At 66.2% G+C, this 17,782-nt stretch carries 17 protein-coding genes and 1 pseudogene; 8 read left to right on the forward strand and 10 right to left on the reverse strand.

Annotated elements, in window-relative coordinates; translation table 11 throughout:
- Nucleotides 1-10: 10 nt before the first annotated feature.
- Nucleotides 11-661: a DUF1826 domain-containing protein gene (locus U5S82_14290; protein MDZ7752799.1), complete on the reverse strand. Its 651-nt coding sequence runs from the start codon at nucleotides 659-661 to the stop codon at nucleotides 11-13.
- 276 nt (nucleotides 662-937) lie between these two features.
- On the opposite strand from U5S82_14290, the gene nadA reads away from it, so the two are divergent.
- Nucleotides 938-2,023 carry a quinolinate synthase NadA gene (gene nadA, locus U5S82_14295; protein ID MDZ7752800.1) on the forward strand — a complete coding sequence of 362 codons (1,086 nt, stop codon included), beginning with the start codon at nucleotides 938-940 and terminating at the stop codon, nucleotides 2,021-2,023.
- 342 nt (nucleotides 2,024-2,365) lie between these two features.
- Here the strand turns inward: nadA and U5S82_14300 are convergent, their stop codons facing one another.
- On the reverse strand, nucleotides 2,366-3,871 hold the full coding sequence (locus tag U5S82_14300; protein ID MDZ7752801.1) for an amidase family protein: 1,506 nt from the start codon (nucleotides 3,869-3,871) through the stop codon (nucleotides 2,366-2,368).
- 268 nt (nucleotides 3,872-4,139) lie between these two features.
- Between U5S82_14300 and U5S82_14305 the strand changes: the two genes are divergently transcribed.
- The 4 genes from U5S82_14305 (at nucleotide 4,140) to U5S82_14320 (ending at nucleotide 8,053) form a co-directional block, all read left to right on the forward strand.
- On the forward strand, nucleotides 4,140-4,970 hold the full coding sequence (locus U5S82_14305; protein MDZ7752802.1) for a transglycosylase SLT domain-containing protein: 831 nt from the start codon (nucleotides 4,140-4,142) through the stop codon (nucleotides 4,968-4,970).
- Between the two features lie 343 nt (nucleotides 4,971-5,313).
- The gene (locus U5S82_14310; protein ID MDZ7752803.1) at nucleotides 5,314-6,207 is read left to right on the forward strand and encodes a 5-bromo-4-chloroindolyl phosphate hydrolysis family protein; all 894 of its coding nucleotides are present in this window, start codon (nucleotides 5,314-5,316) and stop codon (nucleotides 6,205-6,207) included.
- 31 nt (nucleotides 6,208-6,238) lie between these two features.
- The gene (locus U5S82_14315; GenBank protein MDZ7752804.1) at nucleotides 6,239-7,375 is read left to right on the forward strand and encodes a toxic anion resistance protein; all 1,137 of its coding nucleotides are present in this window, start codon (nucleotides 6,239-6,241) and stop codon (nucleotides 7,373-7,375) included.
- A 33-nt stretch (nucleotides 7,376-7,408) separates the two neighbouring features.
- A complete protein-coding gene (locus tag U5S82_14320; GenBank protein MDZ7752805.1) occupies nucleotides 7,409-8,053 on the forward strand; it encodes a tellurite resistance TerB family protein in 645 nt (214 codons plus the stop codon).
- Nucleotides 8,054-8,069: 16 nt separating this feature from the next.
- Here the strand turns inward: U5S82_14320 and U5S82_14325 are convergent, their stop codons facing one another.
- Nucleotides 8,070-8,885 (reverse strand): NYN domain-containing protein, encoded by an 816-nt coding sequence (locus tag U5S82_14325; protein ID MDZ7752806.1) that lies wholly within the window; start codon nucleotides 8,883-8,885, stop codon nucleotides 8,070-8,072.
- A 615-nt stretch (nucleotides 8,886-9,500) separates the two neighbouring features.
- Nucleotides 9,501-10,379 (reverse strand): ATP-binding protein, encoded by an 879-nt coding sequence (locus tag U5S82_14330; protein ID MDZ7752807.1) that lies wholly within the window; start codon nucleotides 10,377-10,379, stop codon nucleotides 9,501-9,503.
- Nucleotides 10,380-10,535: 156 nt separating this feature from the next.
- Between U5S82_14330 and U5S82_14335 the strand changes: the two are divergent.
- Nucleotides 10,536-10,732, forward strand: a pseudogene (locus U5S82_14335) (TusE/DsrC/DsvC family sulfur relay protein).
- 103 nt (nucleotides 10,733-10,835) lie between these two features.
- Here the strand turns inward: U5S82_14335 and U5S82_14340 are convergent.
- From U5S82_14340 to U5S82_14365, 6 genes are all read right to left on the reverse strand, one after another.
- Nucleotides 10,836-11,312: a c-type cytochrome gene (locus tag U5S82_14340; GenBank protein ID MDZ7752808.1), complete on the reverse strand. Its 477-nt coding sequence runs from the start codon at nucleotides 11,310-11,312 to the stop codon at nucleotides 10,836-10,838.
- 354 nt (nucleotides 11,313-11,666) lie between these two features.
- Nucleotides 11,667-13,004, reverse strand: a complete 1,338-nt coding sequence (locus U5S82_14345; GenBank protein MDZ7752809.1) for a sensor histidine kinase — start codon at nucleotides 13,002-13,004, stop codon at nucleotides 11,667-11,669.
- The gene (locus U5S82_14350; protein MDZ7752810.1) at nucleotides 13,001-13,669 is read right to left on the reverse strand and encodes a response regulator transcription factor; all 669 of its coding nucleotides are present in this window, start codon (nucleotides 13,667-13,669) and stop codon (nucleotides 13,001-13,003) included. Before U5S82_14350 ends, U5S82_14345 begins: the two co-directional genes overlap by 4 nt.
- 1 nt (nucleotide 13,670) lies before the next feature.
- Nucleotides 13,671-14,024 carry a PepSY domain-containing protein gene (locus U5S82_14355; GenBank protein MDZ7752811.1) on the reverse strand — a complete coding sequence of 118 codons (354 nt, stop codon included), beginning with the start codon at nucleotides 14,022-14,024 and terminating at the stop codon, nucleotides 13,671-13,673.
- Nucleotides 14,021-14,206, reverse strand: a complete 186-nt coding sequence (locus U5S82_14360) for a hypothetical protein (protein ID MDZ7752812.1) — start codon at nucleotides 14,204-14,206, stop codon at nucleotides 14,021-14,023. Before U5S82_14360 ends, U5S82_14355 begins: the two co-directional genes overlap by 4 nt.
- A 132-nt stretch (nucleotides 14,207-14,338) precedes the next feature.
- Nucleotides 14,339-14,653, reverse strand: coding sequence for a hypothetical protein (locus U5S82_14365; GenBank protein MDZ7752813.1), 315 nt, complete (start codon nucleotides 14,651-14,653; stop codon nucleotides 14,339-14,341).
- A 232-nt stretch (nucleotides 14,654-14,885) separates the two neighbouring features.
- On the opposite strand from U5S82_14365, the gene U5S82_14370 reads away from it, so the two are divergent.
- Entirely contained in the window at nucleotides 14,886-15,605 is a 720-nt protein-coding gene (locus U5S82_14370) for a DUF169 domain-containing protein (protein MDZ7752814.1), read from the forward strand.
- Nucleotides 15,606-15,851: 246 nt separating this feature from the next.
- A complete protein-coding gene (soxB, locus tag U5S82_14375) occupies nucleotides 15,852-17,639 on the forward strand; it encodes a thiosulfohydrolase SoxB (GenBank protein MDZ7752815.1) in 1,788 nt (595 codons plus the stop codon).
- Nucleotides 17,640-17,782: the final 143 nt, after the last annotated feature.

Consider the following 17,782-nt stretch of genomic DNA (forward strand, 5'->3'; position numbering starts at 1 on the left):
ATGGCCGCGGTCAACAGTCCAGGCACAGTAACACCCGGGTCTGGCCGGTGCCGGCTACGGGGGGAGAGCGATGCACCAGGGCGTTGCCCGCATTGCCGGGAAAGAGTTCGCCTTTCATGACGCCGACCCAGAAGGGTTCGAAGCAGGCGGGGACGCCGTGGCGCAGGATGTCCTCGTTGGGCTTGAAATGGGCCTGGGCATGACGGTCCACCTGCGCGTTGCGCAGCCATTCGGTGCCGGGGCCGCGATAGGTGCACAGCAGTCGCAGGTGGGTGCGGTCGACGTGAAAGCGGCGGCAGCCGTCGCCGTCGGTGGTCTCGAGGCGCAGGGTGACGGGTCGGGGCCCCGCGAGTTCGTGGAATACGCCTACCAGTTCATGGATGTCCTCCACCCAATGGGGATAGCGATGGGTGTCGAAGCCCTGGCCCTGGAACAGCGTCGCGACGTCCTGGACCCGGCTGGTCGGCGTGGTGGGGACACGCACGTCGGGAAACGATGAGGCGTCCAGGGTGCCCAGTTCCCCGACGATGAGGGGCGACGGGCCGCGGTACCACAGGGCCAGGTTGATGCCCGGCTCCAGGATGCGGCCAAGGGCAATCTTATCCGTGGTGCCTGCGACATGGCCCGTCGCGGGGAACAGCGGTGGCGGCTTATGGGACATAGGCGTTCATTCGCTATATGGGCTTGGTCAGGCAAACAGATGTTTATGTTATAACATCACAAGATGAGGTCAAGGTCGGCGGGTAGGGCGGTCGTGGTTTCCTGGTCCATCCCGTGGCTCGCTGGTTTGAACAGCAATCTGCCGCTCGCGCAGCGGCAGGGCCGGGATGGGCATGCGAGGGGCGTGCCGAAAGACCCACACGACGGGTGGTGTCCGCGGACCCCCCGGCAGCGTAAAATGATTAACGAGACTCAGTCAGGATGAAGGCGGATTACCATGACCACTACGGGTTCCGATTCAAGCGAGGTCACCATCCACCGGGCCGATTACCCCCTGCCGGGCAGCGTGCCGGTGCCTGCCTATTCCGACACCGAGAAGGCGTCCCTGCGGGAACGCATCAAGGCCCTGCTGAAGGCCCGGGACGCCGTGCTGGTGGCCCACTACTACACCGACGAGGAACTCCAGCGGCTGGCGGAGGAGACGGGCGGCTGTGTGTCGGACTCCCTGGAGATGGCCCGTTTCGGCCATGATCACCCGGCCACCACCCTGGTGGTGGCGGGGGTGCGCTTTATGGGCGAGACCGCCAAGATCCTGAATCCCGAGAAGCGCGTGGTCATGCCCACCCTGGAGGCCGAGTGCTCCCTGGATCTGGACTGCCCCGCCGCCGACTTCGCGGCCTTTTGTGACCAGCATCCGGACCGCACCGTGGTGGTCTATGCCAACACCAGCGCCGAGGTGAAGGCGCGGGCCGACTGGGTAGTGACCTCCAGCATCGCGGTGGACGTGGTGCGCTATCTGCACGACCGCGGCGAGAAGATCCTGTTTGCCCCCGATCGGCATCTCGGGGCCTACGTGCGCAGCGTCACCGGCGCCGACATGGTGCTGTGGCAGGGCGCCTGTGTGGTCCACGAGGCCTTCAAGGCCACGGCCCTGGAGGGCCTGAAGAAAGAACATCCCGAGGCCGCGATCCTGGTGCATCCCGAGTCACCGGCGGATGTCATCGCCCAGGCCGATGTCGTGGGGTCCACCACCCAGCTCATCAAGGCGGTGGGGGAGTTGCCCAATCCCACCTTCATCGTCGCCACCGACGACGGGATCTTCTACAAGATGCAGCAGCAGGCCCCCGGCAAGCGCCTCATCGAGGCTCCCACCGCGGGGGCCGGCGCCACCTGCGAGAGCTGCGCCCATTGCCCGTGGATGGCCATGAACAGCATGCATTCCCTGCTGCAGGTCCTGGAGCACGGGGGCAACGAGATCCACGTGGAAGAGTCCATCCGGCTGCGCGCCCTGCGTTCCACCGAGCGCATGATGGCGTTCCGAGAGGCTCAGTTGCAGGGCATCCTTTCCGATACCGACATCTGAGACGACATCCACCGCCTGTTCCCGGAGCACGGATGTAGGTCGGGATTCATCCTGACATCCGGCCCGGCTCCATGCCTCTCACGCCGGGTTGGAATCCCCACCGGCGGGCTGTCGGGCTGAAGCCCGACCTACAAATATCGTCCACCGCCATTCCCGGGGCACGGATGTAGGTCGGGATTCATCCCGACATCCAGGCCCGGCCGCACGCGCCTCCGGCCGAGACGGAACCACCCGCAGGCTGTCGGGCTGAAGCCCGACCTACAAATATCGCCCCCCGCCCTGTTCCCGGGGCGCGGATGTGGGTCGGGATTCATCCCGACACTCCGGCGCCAAGGTCGGATCTCAATCCGGCATGCCGCGACCACCGTTGCCCGGGGACGCGAGGTGCTGCAATCGCGGGGCGATACCGAGCCGCTCCCGCGCCGTGCCCAGGACCGCCTCGCAGGCGGCCCCCACCTCCAGCAGGCGGGGATCCGCGCCGCCGCGGGCTATCAACTGCAGGCCCACGGGCATGCCCTCGGCGTCCAGTCCTACCGGCAGGGTCATGGCACACAGATCCAGCATATTGGCCATGGCCGGGTTGCGCAGGGTGCGCAGGTTGATCTCCCGGTACGCGTCCCCATCGGCCACGCTCGCCACGGCGGGCGGGGTGGCGGCCAGGGTGGGGGTCACCAGTACGTCCATGGACCGAAAGTGGAGATCGGCGGTGGCGGCCAGTGCCTGCAGCCGGCGCCGGCGCCGCAGATATTCCCGGGCCGGCAGCCGCCCGGCGTCTCCGAGGCGGGCCACCACCCGGGGATCCATGGTGTCCAGCCACGCCGGCAGCTCGCTGCTGAGAAACTCGTGGAGTTCGGGGGCCGCGAGATGGCCGAGCAGGAAGAGTTCGAGGGCCTCATCCAGCTCCGCCACGTCCACGGTGGTGAGTGCGGCCCCGGCGGCTTCGAGTTCCTGCAGGGCCAGGCGCACCGTGTCGGCGATGCCCGGTGAGCAGTCATCCCAGAACAGATGCTCGCACAGGCCGAGGCGGCAGCCGGCAAGGGGCATCGACGCCGATGACGCCGGGGCGGGTTCCAGCCCCAGAGCCTGGTCCAGCGCCTGGTCCAGGGCCTGGAAGGCCAACCGGGCGTCGGCCACGGTGCGGGTCAGGATCCCCACCGAGTCGATGCTGGAGGATAGGGGGACGATGCCGCCGGTGGGCCAGCGGCCGCGAGTGGTCTTGAAGCCCACGGTGCCCGTCATGCTGGCGGGGATGCGGGCCGAGCCGGCGGTGTCCGTGCCCAGAGCAACGAGGGCATCCACGTGCAGGCTTACGCCGCCGCCGGCGGTGGAGCCTCCGGGCACGCGATGGACCCCGGCGTCCCAGGGGTTCACCGGTACGGGCCAATGAGGATTGGTGCCGAGACCGCCGAAGGCGAACTCCACGCTGTGGGTCTTGCCGGTGAATACGCCGAGACGATTGCGCAGGGCGGCCACCACCGGCCCATCCACGGCCCATGGCGCCGGCAGGGGACGGGGGCTGCCGGCGCGGGTGGTGAAACCCGTGACCCCAAATAGGTCCTTGATGGAGATGGGGATCCCCTGCAGCGGGCCGAGGTCTGCGCCGGTGGCGAACGCCGCGTCGGCCGCCCGCGCCTGGCCCAGCGCCAGCCCGTCGTTGCGCTCGATGTACGCCCCGAACCCTTGGTCGTATTCCCCGTAGCGGGCGTTACCGGCCTCGATCAGGGCCGCGGCGGTGACGGTGCCGTCGCGGAGCGCACGCACGATTCGGGCGAGGGAGTCATCGAGGCTGCAGGTGGCGGGGGTCATGGCGGGGGAATTGTCGGCTATGGTGGATGGCCAGTGTAGCAACGCCCGTTCCTTTCCCCCACCGGCGAGCGGATCCTGAGCAGCCCGCGACCCCGGACTCTTCAGCAGATCTCGCGGACGAGCCTCGAGATGAAACAGGGATTTGTCGGTATTTTTTACACGCGGGCCTGTTTAATGTTCCATCTCCGGCCACGCCTAATCCGCAACTAATTGATATGGAGGGTTTTAAACTGTGTCAAAGGCCGGATGGCGTTGATCTTGCCTAAGAGTTGAGTATGACCATGCAACCGCGTTCACGGGCCCCGGGGCCATGCAGCGACTGAAGCTCTCCAACTGGCTGGCGGTGGGTGTCCTGGCCTTGGCCGGCCAGTGTGCGTGGGCCATGGAGGCGCCGTCCGTAGAGGCCCTGCTGCAGCAGGAGGACCCCGCGGTTCTTACCCGCTGGGGCCTGCGTTACGCCCACGGTGAGGGCGTGGAGCGAGACGTGGCGCGGGCGGTGAAGCTCTTCTGCAAGGCCGCCCGGGATAACCACGCGCCGGCCGCCTACGAACTGGGTGTCATCTACATGCATGGCCGCGGCGTGGTGCGGGATGATGGTTTGGCCGCCGCCTGGCTGTCCCGGGCGGCGGCGCAGGATACCCATGCCGCGCGGCTGCTGCGCCTGGTATCCGCGGGGGAGAAACCCGTCGAGCCCCGATGCCTATTGCCGGACGGTAGCGAATACCTGGCCCCCATCGAGAGCGTGCCCGACCCCAGCCCCGAACTCATCCTGACGTGGGTGGAGCGCCTGGCGCCGGAGTATGGCCTGGACCCGGCCCTGGTGGCGGCGGTCATCCGTACCGAATCCAATTTCGACCCCCGGGCCCGCTCTCCCAAGGACGCCCGGGGCCTGATGCAGCTCATTCCCGCCACCGCCCGACGCTTCGGCGTGGAGGACATCTGGGACCCGGTGGAGAACCTGCGCGGTGGGCTGGCCTATCTGCGCTGGCTCCTCGACCACTTCGACGGCGATGTGGAGTTGGCCCTGGCCGGCTACAACGCCGGCGAGAATGCCGTGCGCAGGTATCGCGGCATTCCCCCCTACGCCGAGACCCGGCGCTACGTGCAACGGGTGACGCGCCGGGTCGCCCTGCAGATGTAGGCCGGCCGCGTTATCCGCAGCACTTTTCAGCCGCCCCCGCACCAGGCACCTCGACCCACCCTCCTGCGCGTGTTCAGGCGTCCGGATACCGGGGCGTGATGGGCGCGGAACCCGCGGACAGCTCCTCCCGAGAAGGCACTGAACACCGGGGCTTTGCCATGGTCGAAGGCATAGCACTTCAACCACACCGCTAACCCTGCGCTTGAATCGACCACCACCGGACCCTATGTTCACACCTGCCTTGGGCGCACCTCGATGGGGAGACCTTCAATGCTGATGAGATTGCTCGGCGGCCTGCTGCTGCTGGCCAGCGTGGGCCTGGTCTCCTGTCAGGCCTTCATCCATGCCTTCTGAACCCCGGCCGCTGTTGACCGAGGCCCAGGGGGCGCTGCTGCGCAAGGGCGTGCGGGAGGTAGGGGACCGCCTCACGGCCCTGCGCCGGGGAGTGCGGGGTGTGCTGCTCTACATCCTGCCGCTGCCGCTGGCGTTGGCGGCCCTGGTGAGCCTGGCCTCGGGCAGCTTTCCAGCCGCCATGGCCGCCGCGGCGGCCTTCGCCCTGGTGGTGGTGGGTGGTTACCTCAACCGGCGTGGCCTGGTGGAAGAACTCGTGGCGCCGGAGCGGCGCTATACGCGCCCTTCGCGCCTGCCCTACAAGTATCTTGCTGCGGCCCTGGTGGGGGCCGGCACGGCCCTCGCTGCCTATGGTGCGGTGGGCCAGGGGCTGCTCGTCAGCCTGACCTTCGGCCTGTTGGCAGTGGCGGGTTTTCATCTGGCCTACGGGCTGCCCCGCCCCGGGGTGCTGCTGAGCCGCCCGTCGCCGGGGGGTACGGATCGTCCCCTGCGCCGGGCCCTCGAACAGGCGGAGGGCCGCCTGATCGCTATCGAGAAGGCAGCCCTGGGGGTCCGCAATGCGGAACTGGAGCAGCGGCTGCGGCGTATCGCGGTCCAGGGGCACGGCATCCTCGATCTTATCGTCGAGCGTCCGCAGGAACTCTACCGGGCACGTAAGTTTCTGAACGTCTATCTGGAGGGTGCCGAGCGGGTGGCCGCCCGCTATGCTCGCACCCACCGCCTAGCCCGCGGTGGCGAGCTGGAGCGGAATTTCCGTGCCGTGCTGGCGGAGATCGAGTCGGTCTTCGAGCGCCAGCGCGTGCGCCTGCTGGAGCAGGATGTCCTCGACCTGGATGTCCAGATCGAAGTGTTGCGCAAACGGCTGGAGCAGGAAGGCATCCGCTGAACCCTGTCCTTCACCCCCTGAGGAAACCACCATGTCCCAAGATCCGGAACCCCATGGCAGCGCCATCACACCGGTCGATGCACCGGCCGCCGAGAACGGGACCGTGCCGGATCGCTTGTCGCGCCAGGACATCGAACCCCTGCTGGCGGAGCTGGACCTCACCGACAGCCACTCCGTGCTGTTTTTCGGCAGCCGTTCCCAGGAGCGTCTGACCGAGGTCTCGGACAGCCTGCTGGAGCGGGTGCGCGCCAAGGACGCGGGGCCGGCGGGGGACGCCCTCAACGACATGGTCATGACCCTGCGCGGCTTCGATGTGAGCGACTTGGACCCCAATGCCAGGGTGGGCTGGCTGGGACGTCTGATGGGCAAGGGCCGGGACGCCGCCAAGCTGTTGCAGCGCTACGAGGGGGTGCGGGACCAGATCGAGGCCGTCACCGAGCGCCTGGAGCGTCACAAGACGGCCCTCATGGAGGACATCGAGGCCCTGGACCGCCTGTACGCGGCGAATCTCGAATACTTCCACACCCTCGAACGCTACATCGCCGCCGGCGAGGAGAAGCTGCGGGAACTCGACGAGGAGCATATCCCGGAGTTGGCGAAGGCGGTGGAGGCGGGGGGCGACACCCTGGCCGCCCAGCGCCTGCGTGACCTGCGGGGGACCCGGGACGATCTGGAGCGGCGTGTGCATGACCTGCGTCTCACCCGCCAGGTGACCATGCAGAGTCTGCCGAGCCTGCGCCTGGTGCAGGAGAACGACAAGTCCCTGGTGAGCAAGATGACGTCCACCCTGGTGAACACCGTGCCCCTGTGGCGCCAGCAACTGGCCCAGGCCCTCACCATCCATCGTTCCCGGGCGGCCACCGCGACCGTGGCCGCCGCCTCGGACCTCACCAACGAGCTGTTGCGGGCCAATGCCGACAACCTGCGCGAGGCCAATGCCGAGACCCGCCGGCAGGTGGAGCGCGGGGTGTTCGACATCGAGGCCGTGAGCGAGGCCAACCGCAGCCTCATCGGGACCATCGAGGACAGCCTACGCATCGCCGACGAGGGCCGGGCGGCGCGTGCCAAGGCCAGTGCCGAGCTGAATGCCCTGGAGGCCCAGTTGCGTGAATCCCTGGCCGCCGCCAGCGCCCGTCAGGACGGTGCGGCCGGCAAGGCGCCTTCCTGATGTCCGTTAACGTATTTTTCCTCTGGAGGTCTGATGATGTTTGATGCCAAGCGTTTACTCGATCAACTGGTGGGCAGTGGCGCCGCCGGGGGCTTCGCCGGGGGGTTGGCGGGCGGTGCCCTGGCCAATGTCCTCGGCAGCAAGAAGGGCCGCAAGCTCGGTGGCAACGCCCTCAAGCTCGGCGGACTCGCCCTGGTGGGTGGCCTGGCCTATAAGGCGTGGCGCGACTATCAGCAGGGCCAGGCAGCCCCCGCGGGGGAGGTGCCGGTACCGCCGGCGGGCGCCGGTTTCCTGCCGTCGGAAAACGATGCTCGGAGTGCCGATGATCTCAGCGTGCTGCTGGTGCGCGCCATGATCGGCGCCGCCAAGGCCGACGGCAACATCGATACCCAGGAGAGCCAGGCCATCCTGAACCGCATCAACGAACTCCAGCTGCCGGCCGAGGACAAGGCGTTCCTGTTCGAGGAGTACAGCCGGCCTCTGGACATCGCCGCCATCGCCCGGGATGTGGATTCGCCGGAGCATGGGGTGGAGGTCTATGCCGCCTCGGCCCTCGTAGTGGACCCGCCGTCACCGCCGGAGCGTATCTACCTGGACAGCCTGGCCCGGGAGCTGGGACTCGAGGATGGCCTGGTGCGCCAGATCCACGCCACCCTGGCCCAGGAGACCGGCGGCTGATGGTGCAGTCCGTGCCTCACGACTCGTGGTTGTAGCCCTTGACGATATAGCCGCCGGATTTCTCGTCGTATTCCAGCTCCAGCAGGCCACGCTTGCGGGCCTCGTCCAGCAGCAGGCCGAAGGAGCGGAAGCCATGGTAGCTCTCGTTGAAGCCCGGCTTGCGGCGCTTCAGGGCCTGCTTGACCATGGAGCCCCACACCTTCTCCTCCTCGCCGCGCTCGGCGAACAGATCCTCCACCGTGGCCACCACCAGGTCCAGGGCCTCCTGGGCCTTGTCCTCGTCGGTGGGGGCGGCGGTGGGCTTTTTCTGGCCGGAACCCTTCTTCTTGCTGGCCCGCCGCTTCGGTGGTTCACGCACCAGGTCGTCGTAGAAGATGAAGTCGTCGCAGTTGCCGATGAGCAGGTCCGAGGTGGAGTTCTTCACCCCCACGCCGATCACCAGCTTGTTGTTCTCCCGCAGCTTGCTCACCAGGGGCGAGAAGTCGGAGTCGCCGCTGATGATCACGAAGGTGTCCAGGTGGGCCTTGGTGTAGCAGAGGTCCAGGGCATCCACCACCATGCGGATGTCGGCGGAGTTCTTGCCCGATTGCCGGATGTGGGGGATCTCGATGAGTTCGAAGGCCGCCTCGTGCATGGGGGGCTTGAATTCCTTGTAGCGGTCCCAGTCGCAATAGGCCTTCTTGACCACGATGTTGCCCTTGAGCAGCAACCGCTCCAGCACCTTCTGCACGTCGAAGGCCTTGTAGTTGGCATCGCGTACGCCAAGGGCGATATTCTCGAAATCGCAGAACAGGGCCATGTTCATGTTGCGGGAGGCGGTGGTATCGGTCATATGGGTTCTTTATTCGCATTTTTGACATCAATAGCATCAATCAACAGGATGCCATATATGCGTACCACCATCACCATCGATGACGATGTCATGGCTCAGATCGAAGACCTGCGCCGAAGAGAAAGCCTCTCTTTGAAGGCCGCGACGAACTGGCTCGTAAGCAGATTTCGTGGGTGTAGGGAGAATAATTTCCTCTCGCCAAGAACGCCAAGAACGCCAAGGAACCTCTTTGATTGTCGGGATGAATCCCGACCTACATCCGTGCCGCAGGAACGGGCGGTGGTGGTGCCTCTGTAGGTCGGGCTGTAGGTCGGGCTTTAGCCCGACACCCAACGCTGGCGGGCGGTACCGACCCCGCGCGCGGTATGCGCGGCGGGATTGAATGTCGGGATGAATCCCGACCTACATCCGTGCCAAAGGAGCGGGCGGTGGTGGTGTGTCTGTAGGTTGGGCTGTGGTCGGGCTGTAGGTCGGGCTTTAGCCCGACACCCAACGCTGGCGGGTGGTACCGACCCGGCGCGAGGTATGCGCGGCGGGTTTGATTGTCGGGATGAATCCCGACCTACATCCGTGCCAAAGGAGCAGGCGGTGGTTGTGTATCTATAGCGTCCGGGGTCAGGAGACGCGGTCGCCGGGAGGGCCCAGGCGCACCTGAACGCGCAGGCCCCCGAGGCCGGGGGAAGGCCCGATGGCGAGGCCGCCCCCGTAGAAGTCGACGATGTCCCGGACGATGGCCAGACCCAGGCCATGACCCTCCCGGGTTTCGTCGAGGCGCCGGCCGCGCCGGGCCAGGGTCTCCAATTGTTCTTCCGGCACTCCCGGTCCGTCGTCATCCAGGGTGATGGTCAGGGTTTCCGGCGACGACTCCACCGTCAGCTCGATGCGTTGCGCCGCCCACTTGAAGGCGTTGTCCAACAGATTGCCCAGTAGCTCCATCATGTCCTCGCGATCGGCAGGAAATGCCTCATCGCCGACGATACGGGTCTCCAGGCCGAGGCCGGCATCGCGGTGTATATGCTCGAGGGTGGCCACCAGATCGGCGGCATCGGTGGCGGGCCGGAACAGGGCGCCGGGGGCGGTGCCCCCCATGAGGCGGGCGCGGCGCAGTTCCCGTTCGATGCGGCCCTGGATCAGGGCGAGTTGGCGGGTCATCTCCGCCCGCAGGGGTGGATCGATGACGGGGCGTTCCACCAGGCTGCCCAGCATGGAGAGCGGCGTCTTGAGGCCATGGGCCAGATCGCCGGCGGCCTTGCGGGAGCGCTTGAGGCGTTCCTCCAGGGTCTCCAGCAGGCGGTTGAAGGCCTGGATGAGGGGCTGGATCTCGGCCGGAGCATCGCCGCTAAGCTGGTGGCGGGTGCCGAGTTCCAGTTCCCGCACCTCCCCACGGGTACGTTCCAGGGGGCTCAAACCGCGCCGCAACAGTTGTCGTTGCAGGGCCAGTACCAGCAGGATGGCCACCAGGGTGGCGATGGCGAAGCCCGCCTGCCAGCCCATGATGGTGGCACGCACCGGCCCGAGGTCTTCCGCCACCGCGATGACGATGGCATTGCCCCGGCGCTGGAAGCCGTGGGCCCTCACCAGTAGCCGCGAGGCATCGGGGCCTGCTACCTCCAGGGTGCGGACCTCGCCGACGCCAATGTCAGGGACCGCCAGTTCATGCGTGACTACTTCTTCGAGCACGGTATTGCCGCAGACGCCCGCTTCGTGATCAAGTACCTCGACGAGGAGAAGGGATATGGGCGCGGGGCCCGCAGCAAGCTCTACGAGCTGTTTCCTTATGGTTTTACATGCAGCAGGCCTGCAAGGTGGCGGGAATGAGAAGACCAAGGGCCTGGAGTACCGGCTGAAGCGAACTTTTGGGGCGAGCACGCGGGGGGGGGTGACGTAGAACGGCTGCGCGCACTGGCCACGGAGGCGAGGCGGCACGCCTCCGTGGCTTGCTTCAAACGATCAGGAACTCTCGTTTACCATGTGCGCGACGGCAGCCCGCAGATCATCGTCGCTGCAACTCATGCAGGCGCCTTTCGGCGGCATGGCATTCAACCCATTTTTGACGGAAGAGAACAGGGCGTCTTGGCCTTTGGCGATGCGCGGTGCCCAAGCCTCCTTGTCTTCTAGCTTCGGCGCGCCCGCCGCCCCGGTGGCATGACAGGACTGGCAGGATTGCTGATAGATCTTCTTACCGTCGGCTGAGGCGCTCTGGCCGGCTGCGGGTTCCTGCGCGGCCGTCTGGGTTGTCTCTGGCTTTGCCGTCGGATCGGGGGCTGGGGATGACTTGGCGGACTCCGTGGTCTGCGGTGCGGCCGCCTGGTTGCCAGTGGCGCTTTCGTCGTTCGAGCATCCCGAGGTCAGCGGCATGAGAAATGCCAGTGTCAGCAGCAATGCCATCGGGCCAAACCGTCTCGTACCGGTGGTATAGGTAGACATCAGATTCACCTCCATAGTGGGGAGTCGGGGGATTGGTAAGATTAAAGCCCAAGTTTAGCGGAGTTCCGTCCAAGGGGGAATCGGGCTTCAAGACACTACGCTGGCTTGGCCTTCGCCGGATCCTCAGATTAGATGGCGTAAGCCGGGACGAGCCGCATTCGGGCACTTGAAGCCTCTCCCGGGCCTCTCGTCCTCCTCCCCAGCCAATGAAGCGCCCACGGACATCTGTCCGTCATAGAAACCCACCACATCCCTCATGCTGGCAAGCCCGAGACCGTGACTCTTTCGGGTCTTGTCGAGGCGCTGACCGCGTCGGGCCAGGGCTCAGGGCCACGGGCGCGGCGCGCGATGGATTCAAGATACCCGTTGGCCGAGTGCGTCCAAGCGCACCTGCACTCGGAGGCCCCCGAGGCCGGGGGAGGGCCCGATGGTGAGGCTGCCTCCGTAGAAGTCGACGGTGTCCCGTACGATGGCCAGACCCAGGCCATGGCCCTCCCGGGTTTCGTCGAGGCGCCGGCCGCGCCGGGCCAGGGTCTCCCGTTGTTCTTCCGGCACCCCCGGTCCGTCGTCATCCAGGGTGATGATCAGGGTTTCCGGCGACGACTCCACCGTCAGCTCGATGCGGCGTGCCGCCCACTTGAAGGCATTGTCCAACAGGTTACCCAGCAGCTCCATCATGTCCTCGCGATCGGCAGGGAAGGCCTCATCGCCCGTGAAACGGGTCTCCAGGGCGAGGCCGGCATCGTGGTGTATATGTTCGAGGGTGGCCACCAGATCGGCGGCATCGGTGGCGGGCCGGAACAGGGCGCCGGGGGCGATGCCGCCCATGAGGCGGGCGCGGCGCAGCTCTCGTTCGATGCGGCTCTGGATCAGGGCGAGTTGGTGGGTCATCTCCGCCCGCAGGGGTGGATCGATGACGGGCCGTTCCACCAGGCTGCCCAGCATGGAGAGCGGCGTCTTGAGGCCATGGGCCAGGTCACCGGCGGCCTTGCGCGAGCGCTTGAGGCGTTCCTCCAGGGTTTCCAGCAGGCGATTGAAGGCCTGGATGAGGGGCTGGATCTCGGCCGGAGCATCGCCGCTGAGCTGGTGGCGGGTGCCGAGTTCCAGTTCCCGCACCTCCCCACGGGTACGTTCCAGGGGGCTCAAACCGCGCCGCAACAGTTGTCGTTGCAGGGCCAGTACCAGCAGGATGGCCACCAGGGTGGCGATGGCGAAGCCTGCCTGCCAGCCTAAAATGGTGGCACGCACTGGCCCGAGGTCTTCCGCCACCGCGATGACGATGGCATTGCCCCGGCGCTGGAAGCCGTGGGCCCTCACCAGTAGCCGCGAGGCGTCGGGGCCTGCTACCTCCAGGGTGCGGACCTCGCCTACGCCAATGTCAGGGACCGCCAGTTCATGCGCCCACAGGGATCGGGAACGCAACACCTCGCCGTCGATGGCGATGGCGAAGTAGTGGCCGGAGTAGGCTCGCTCGAATACCGGGTCCGTGGCCAGCAGGGTGGGGCTGCCGCCGCGTCGGCGCTGGTAGCGGATGGCGGCGAGCAGGCTCTCGGCGTCGTGATCGAGGCGCGTGATCATGTAATCGAGGATGCCGTGCCGGATGGCCAGGCTGGAGCCCAGGCCCGCCAGCAGGAACACGATGACCAGAACCCCGCCCAGCCCCAGGGCCAGGCGGTTGTGAATCGACCTCACCGACCCGGGGCCCGCAGCCGGTAGCCGTGGCCACGCAGGGTCTCGATGCGTTCGCTCCCGATCTTCACGCGCAGGCGGCGGATATGGGCTTCGATGACGTTGCTGTCGTGCTCAGCGGCTTCGTCGTAGAGATGCTCGGTCAGGGCGCCCTTTGAGACGATGCGCCCGCATCGGGTCATGAGCAGCCGCAGCAAACCATACTCCATGGGGCTGAGGGCGACCGGCGCGGCCCCCGCCACCGTCACCGTGTGCTGGTCCTCGTCCAGGGTCAGGTCGCCGCGGGTCATACGGCTGCCCTCCTGGCCGCCGCCGCGGCGGCTCAACGCCAGCAGGCGGGCCACCAGTTCCTCCACGTGGAAGGGCTTGGCCAGGTAGTCATCGGCCCCGGCCTTGAAGCCCTCCACCTTTTCGAACCAGGCACCCCGGGCCGTGAGGACGAGGACCGGCAGCCGCAGGCCCCTGGCTCGCCAGTTGCGTAATACCTGGAGGCCGTCCCGGTCCGGCAGGCCGAGGTCCAACACCACCGCGTCGTAGTCCACTTCGGTGCCGAGAAACTCGCCATCCACGCCATTGTCCGCCTCGTCCACGGCGAAACCGGCGGCCACGAGGCGGGGCACCACCTCCCCTCGCAGATCCGGGTCATCCTCGACCAGCAACAGCCGCAAATCAGTGCTCCCTTTTCAGCAGGTTGCCGTCCATGGCGTCCATCTCGAGTTCCCACACGATTCCGTTGTCGTCGACGATCTCGATCTCGTAAATATAGCGGCCGTCGTCCTTCTCGAACTCGGCCTCGAGGACGCGGCCGGCCTGGTGGCCCTCGGCCATCCCCAGCACCTGGCGCAGGGGCAGGATGCGGCCATTACGCACCAGTTCCCGGGCGGCGTGGTGGTCGTCCCGCCGGGCCCGGTCACCGTGATCGTCACTGGCCGGCGCGGTCGCCGTCATGAGCACGATGGCGGTGGCAACCGTCCCGGCCAGCAGGGCGCCCCTCAGCAGGTAGACATTATGCCCTTTCATCATGATTTCTCCTCCGTCTCGATGTGCTTGATGCCCGTCACCATGGACTTGGGCAGGTTCTCACCGGTGAAGATGCTCTCCACCATGACGCCGCCGATATGTGCCGCCACCAGCACCAGGAAGCCGCCCACCAGCAGCCAGTGGCCGATGCGCACGAAGGGGTCCCAGACTTTGATGGTGTTCATGGTTTATTCCTTGGATGTTATGGGTGCAGGCCGGCGACTTGCGGTGCCCGGTGCCATCCCAGGAGAGAAAGCGCCGGGTCCTCATTGCCCGCAACCCGGTCCCGAGCAGGAACCGCAACGGGTGGTACCGCTTCACTGGGTGGCGAAGCGTCCGCCGCCATGGCGGCCGTAGCCCATGCCCCTGCCGCGCATACCGGGCTCGTCGGGCAGGGTGACGCCCTGCTCGGCGGCGCGTTCCTTCATGGATTCATGGCGAGCCACCCGGTAGGCTTGGCGTTCCTCGGTAGTCATGTTCACCATGGCGGCGCGATGGGTGGCGAATTCCTCGTCGCTCATGAGGTCGCGGCCGTGGCGTATCGGGTACTCGTCGCCGGCCATAACGGTGCCGGCCAAGGGGATGAGCAGGGCGATGCCTGCGGCGGTGATGATGGTTTTTCTCGCTTTCATGATGGTGTCCTCTCGTAGATTGCCAGTGGAGCCCGACGCCTTGTCGTCTCCCTGGAGAACAATCTAATCCCGTAAGCTGAAACGAAACTGAAAAGAGACACGAGGCGCGCGGCAGACCGGATTGAATGACACGGAGATAAACCCGGACCGCGCCAGGGGTTGCATCCCGCGGCCAAGGCTCCGAGGATTCGACGCCTGTCCAACGAATTATTCCAGGAAAGGGGTATCCACCATGACCGATTACGCCAAGCTTGCCGAGGACCTTACGCAATCCCTGGCCCTCGCCAATCCGCCGTTGGCCATCACCTTCGGCGAGGAGGCGCCCGCCGGTGTCGAGCCCTTCGCGGACCCCATGCCGAGCCCGACGGCAGACGGCCGCACCGGGCGCGTGGCGGCGGGATGCGTGTTCTGGATGAAGGCGGCGGAACGGACCTTCAGCACCGTGGCCGCGGACCACGGCAACTGCAGCGTGGGCAGCCTGACCCATGGCTTCAAGACCCTGGATGAGGCGGGCGCCAAGGCCGATGTGGGCACCCTGGTGGAGGCGGGCTGGGTCACGCCGGAGGTGTTTCCGGACATCCCCGTGGTCGCGGAGAAACCCGGTGTCGTGACTTATGGCCCCCTGAGAGAGACCCCGGTGGCCCCCGACGTGGTGTTCCTGCGGGTCAACGCCAAGCAGGCCATGACCCTGTCCGACGCCTTCCCCGAGATGCGGTTCGAGGGCAAGCCCCAGTGCCACATCATTCCCATCGCCAAGGAGCGGGGGCAGGTGGCCCTCAGCGTGGGCTGCATGTTGAGCCGGGTGCGTACCGCCATGCCCAACACCGAGATGACCTGCGCCATCCCCGGGGCACGCCTGGAGGAGGTAGTGCAGCGCATCAAGACCACCAATGCCATCGACAACTCGGTGGCCGATTACGCCGGCCAGGACGCTCGGCGCTTCGACGGCTGAGGAATGCATGGCAAGTTCTGGCGCCGGTTGTTCTGTGTTAGATTCCGGTGACCTCGCGGCTCGCCGGCGGGGATGGATTCACACTATTAACTCGCATGGCGATACGCGTCGCCCAAGATGATGAAAGAGGAGCGCGTATCGCCATGTTCGTTCCCTCACCCCATCCCTCTCCCAGAGGGAGAGGGGGAGTTCGTGCTTCGCGACTTTCACGTTATAAGTAGAGCTAGATAGAGGAGGAGTTGCCTTATGAATCTCAGCCGTCGAGAGTTCGTGCGCCTGATGGGCCTGGCCGGCGCGGCCGGCCTGGTGCCCGGTTCCGTCTTCGCCGCCCGCAAGGCCCCGTCCGACCTCTATGAGGTCCCGAGCTTCGGCAATGCGCGCCTGCTGCACTATACCGACTGTCACGCCCAGTTGCTGCCCGTCTACTTCCGCGAGCCCAACGTCAACCTCGGCATCGGGCCCGCCTACGGCAAGGCGCCTCATCTCGTGGGTAAACACCTGCTGGAACGCTTCGATATACCCGCCGGCGGCATCGAGTCCCATGCCTTCACCTATCTCAATTTCGAGGAGGGCGCGGAGACCTACGGCAAGGTGGGGGGCTTTGCCCATCTCAAGACCCTGGTGGACAAGCTGCGCAGCGAGTACGGCCCCGCCAAGACCCTGCTGATGGACGGCGGCGACACGTGGCAGGGCTCCGGCACTGCCTTCAAGACCCGGGGTCTCGACATGGTGGGGGCTACCAACCTGCTGGGTGTGGACGTGATGACGGGCCACTGGGAGTTCACCTACCTGGACGAGGAGGTGATTAAGAACGTAGGCAAGTTCAAGGGCGATTTCGTGGCCCAGAACGTCAAGGTCACGGAGGATGCCCTTTTCGACTACCGCTTCGAGGACTTCGAGGGCTTTCAGCCCGACAGCGGCAGGGCCTTCGAGCCCTACGTCATCAAGGATCTCGGTGGCGTGCGGGTGGCGGTCATCGGCCAGGCCTTCCCCTATACCCCCATCGCCAACCCGGCGCGTTTCATCCCCGATTGGACCTTCGGTATCCGCGACGATGCCATGCAGGAGATCGTGGACCGGGTGCGCGATACGGAGAAGCCAGACGCCGTGGTGGTGCTGTCCCACAACGGCATGGACGTGGACCTCAAGATGGCTTCCATCGTCACCGGCATAGACGCCATCTTCGGTGGTCATACCCACGACGGTGTGCCGGGGGCGATACCGATAAAGAACCGCGGCGGTACCACCCTGGTCACCAATGCCGGCTCCAACGGTAAGTTCCTCGGCGTCATGGACCTCGATGTACGTGATGGCCGGGTGCAGGGTTTCAAGTACCGTCTGTTGCCCGTGTTCTCCAACCTTCTCGCGCCCGACGCGGGGATGGCGGCCTACATCGACGAGGTGCGCAGGCCCCACCTGCCGTGGCTCACCGAGGAGCTGGCGGTGGCCGAGGACCTGCTGTACCGCCGCGGCAACTTCAACGGCACCTTCGACCAGGTCATCTGCGATGCGTTGCGGGTCCAGCTCGATGCCCAGGTCTCCCTCTCGCCGGGCTTCCGCTGGGGCGTCTCGGTGCCGGAGGGTGATGCCATCACCATGGATCACGTGCTGACCCAGACGTGCATGACCTATCCCGAGACCTATGCCCGTGACATGAAGGGTTCGGATATCAAGCTGATCCTGGAGGATGTCTGCGACAACCTGTTCAATCCCGACCCCTACTACCAGCAGGGCGGCGACATGGTGCGAGTGGGTGGCCTGGACTACACCTGCGATCCCACCGCGGAGATGGGTAACCGTATCCAGGAACTCAGGCTCGACGACGGCAGCCTCATCGAAGGTGACAAGACCTATAAAGTAGCGGGCTGGGCCACCGTGGGTTCCCAGTCGCCCGGGGCCCCGGTGTGGGATGTGGTGGCGGATTATCTGCGGGACCGCAAATCCGCCCGTATCGATAAACTCAACACGCCCAAACTCCGCAACGTGGAGGGCAACCCCGGGCTGGCGGACTACGCCAACCAGGTGTTGAGTTAGGAAGCCTGCGTCAATCGCGCCAGCGATTGGAACTGACTGCCCGGCCCGGTCGTGCACCGGGCCGGGTCATCCCTTAGATCGGGGCATGCCTTAGATAGGGTGGTCCGCTCTCCACGGACGGGGTCCCGTCTCTTCAGCGCCGC

It is taken from the genome of Gammaproteobacteria bacterium, from assembly GCA_034522055.1.
GTDB lineage: Bacteria > Pseudomonadota > Gammaproteobacteria > JAABTG01 > JAABTG01 > JAABTG01.

Excerpts from the sequence above, each read along its gene's own strand:
- U5S82_14290 (MDZ7752799.1), bottom strand. The coding sequence starts at position 661 with ATGTCCCATAAGCCGCCACCGCTGTTCCCCGCGACGGGCCATGTCGCA.
- nadA (MDZ7752800.1), top strand. The coding sequence starts at position 938 with ATGACCACTACGGGTTCCGATTCAAGCGAGGTCACCATCCACCGGGCC.
- U5S82_14305 (MDZ7752802.1), top strand. The coding sequence starts at position 4,140 with ATGCAGCGACTGAAGCTCTCCAACTGGCTGGCGGTGGGTGTCCTGGCC.
- U5S82_14310 (MDZ7752803.1), top strand. The coding sequence starts at position 5,314 with ATGCCTTCTGAACCCCGGCCGCTGTTGACCGAGGCCCAGGGGGCGCTG.
- U5S82_14315 (MDZ7752804.1), top strand. The coding sequence starts at position 6,239 with ATGTCCCAAGATCCGGAACCCCATGGCAGCGCCATCACACCGGTCGAT.
- U5S82_14320 (MDZ7752805.1), top strand. The coding sequence starts at position 7,409 with ATGATGTTTGATGCCAAGCGTTTACTCGATCAACTGGTGGGCAGTGGC.
- U5S82_14325 (MDZ7752806.1), bottom strand. The coding sequence starts at position 8,885 with ATGACCGATACCACCGCCTCCCGCAACATGAACATGGCCCTGTTCTGC.
- U5S82_14330 (MDZ7752807.1), bottom strand. The coding sequence starts at position 10,379 with ATGGGCTGGCAGGCGGGCTTCGCCATCGCCACCCTGGTGGCCATCCTG.
- U5S82_14340 (MDZ7752808.1), bottom strand. The coding sequence starts at position 11,312 with ATGTCTACCTATACCACCGGTACGAGACGGTTTGGCCCGATGGCATTG.
- U5S82_14355 (MDZ7752811.1), bottom strand. The coding sequence starts at position 14,024 with ATGATGAAAGGGCATAATGTCTACCTGCTGAGGGGCGCCCTGCTGGCC.
- U5S82_14360 (MDZ7752812.1), bottom strand. The coding sequence starts at position 14,206 with ATGAACACCATCAAAGTCTGGGACCCCTTCGTGCGCATCGGCCACTGG.
- U5S82_14365 (MDZ7752813.1), bottom strand. The coding sequence starts at position 14,653 with ATGAAAGCGAGAAAAACCATCATCACCGCCGCAGGCATCGCCCTGCTC.
- U5S82_14370 (MDZ7752814.1), top strand. The coding sequence starts at position 14,886 with ATGACCGATTACGCCAAGCTTGCCGAGGACCTTACGCAATCCCTGGCC.
- soxB (MDZ7752815.1), top strand. The coding sequence starts at position 15,852 with ATGAATCTCAGCCGTCGAGAGTTCGTGCGCCTGATGGGCCTGGCCGGC.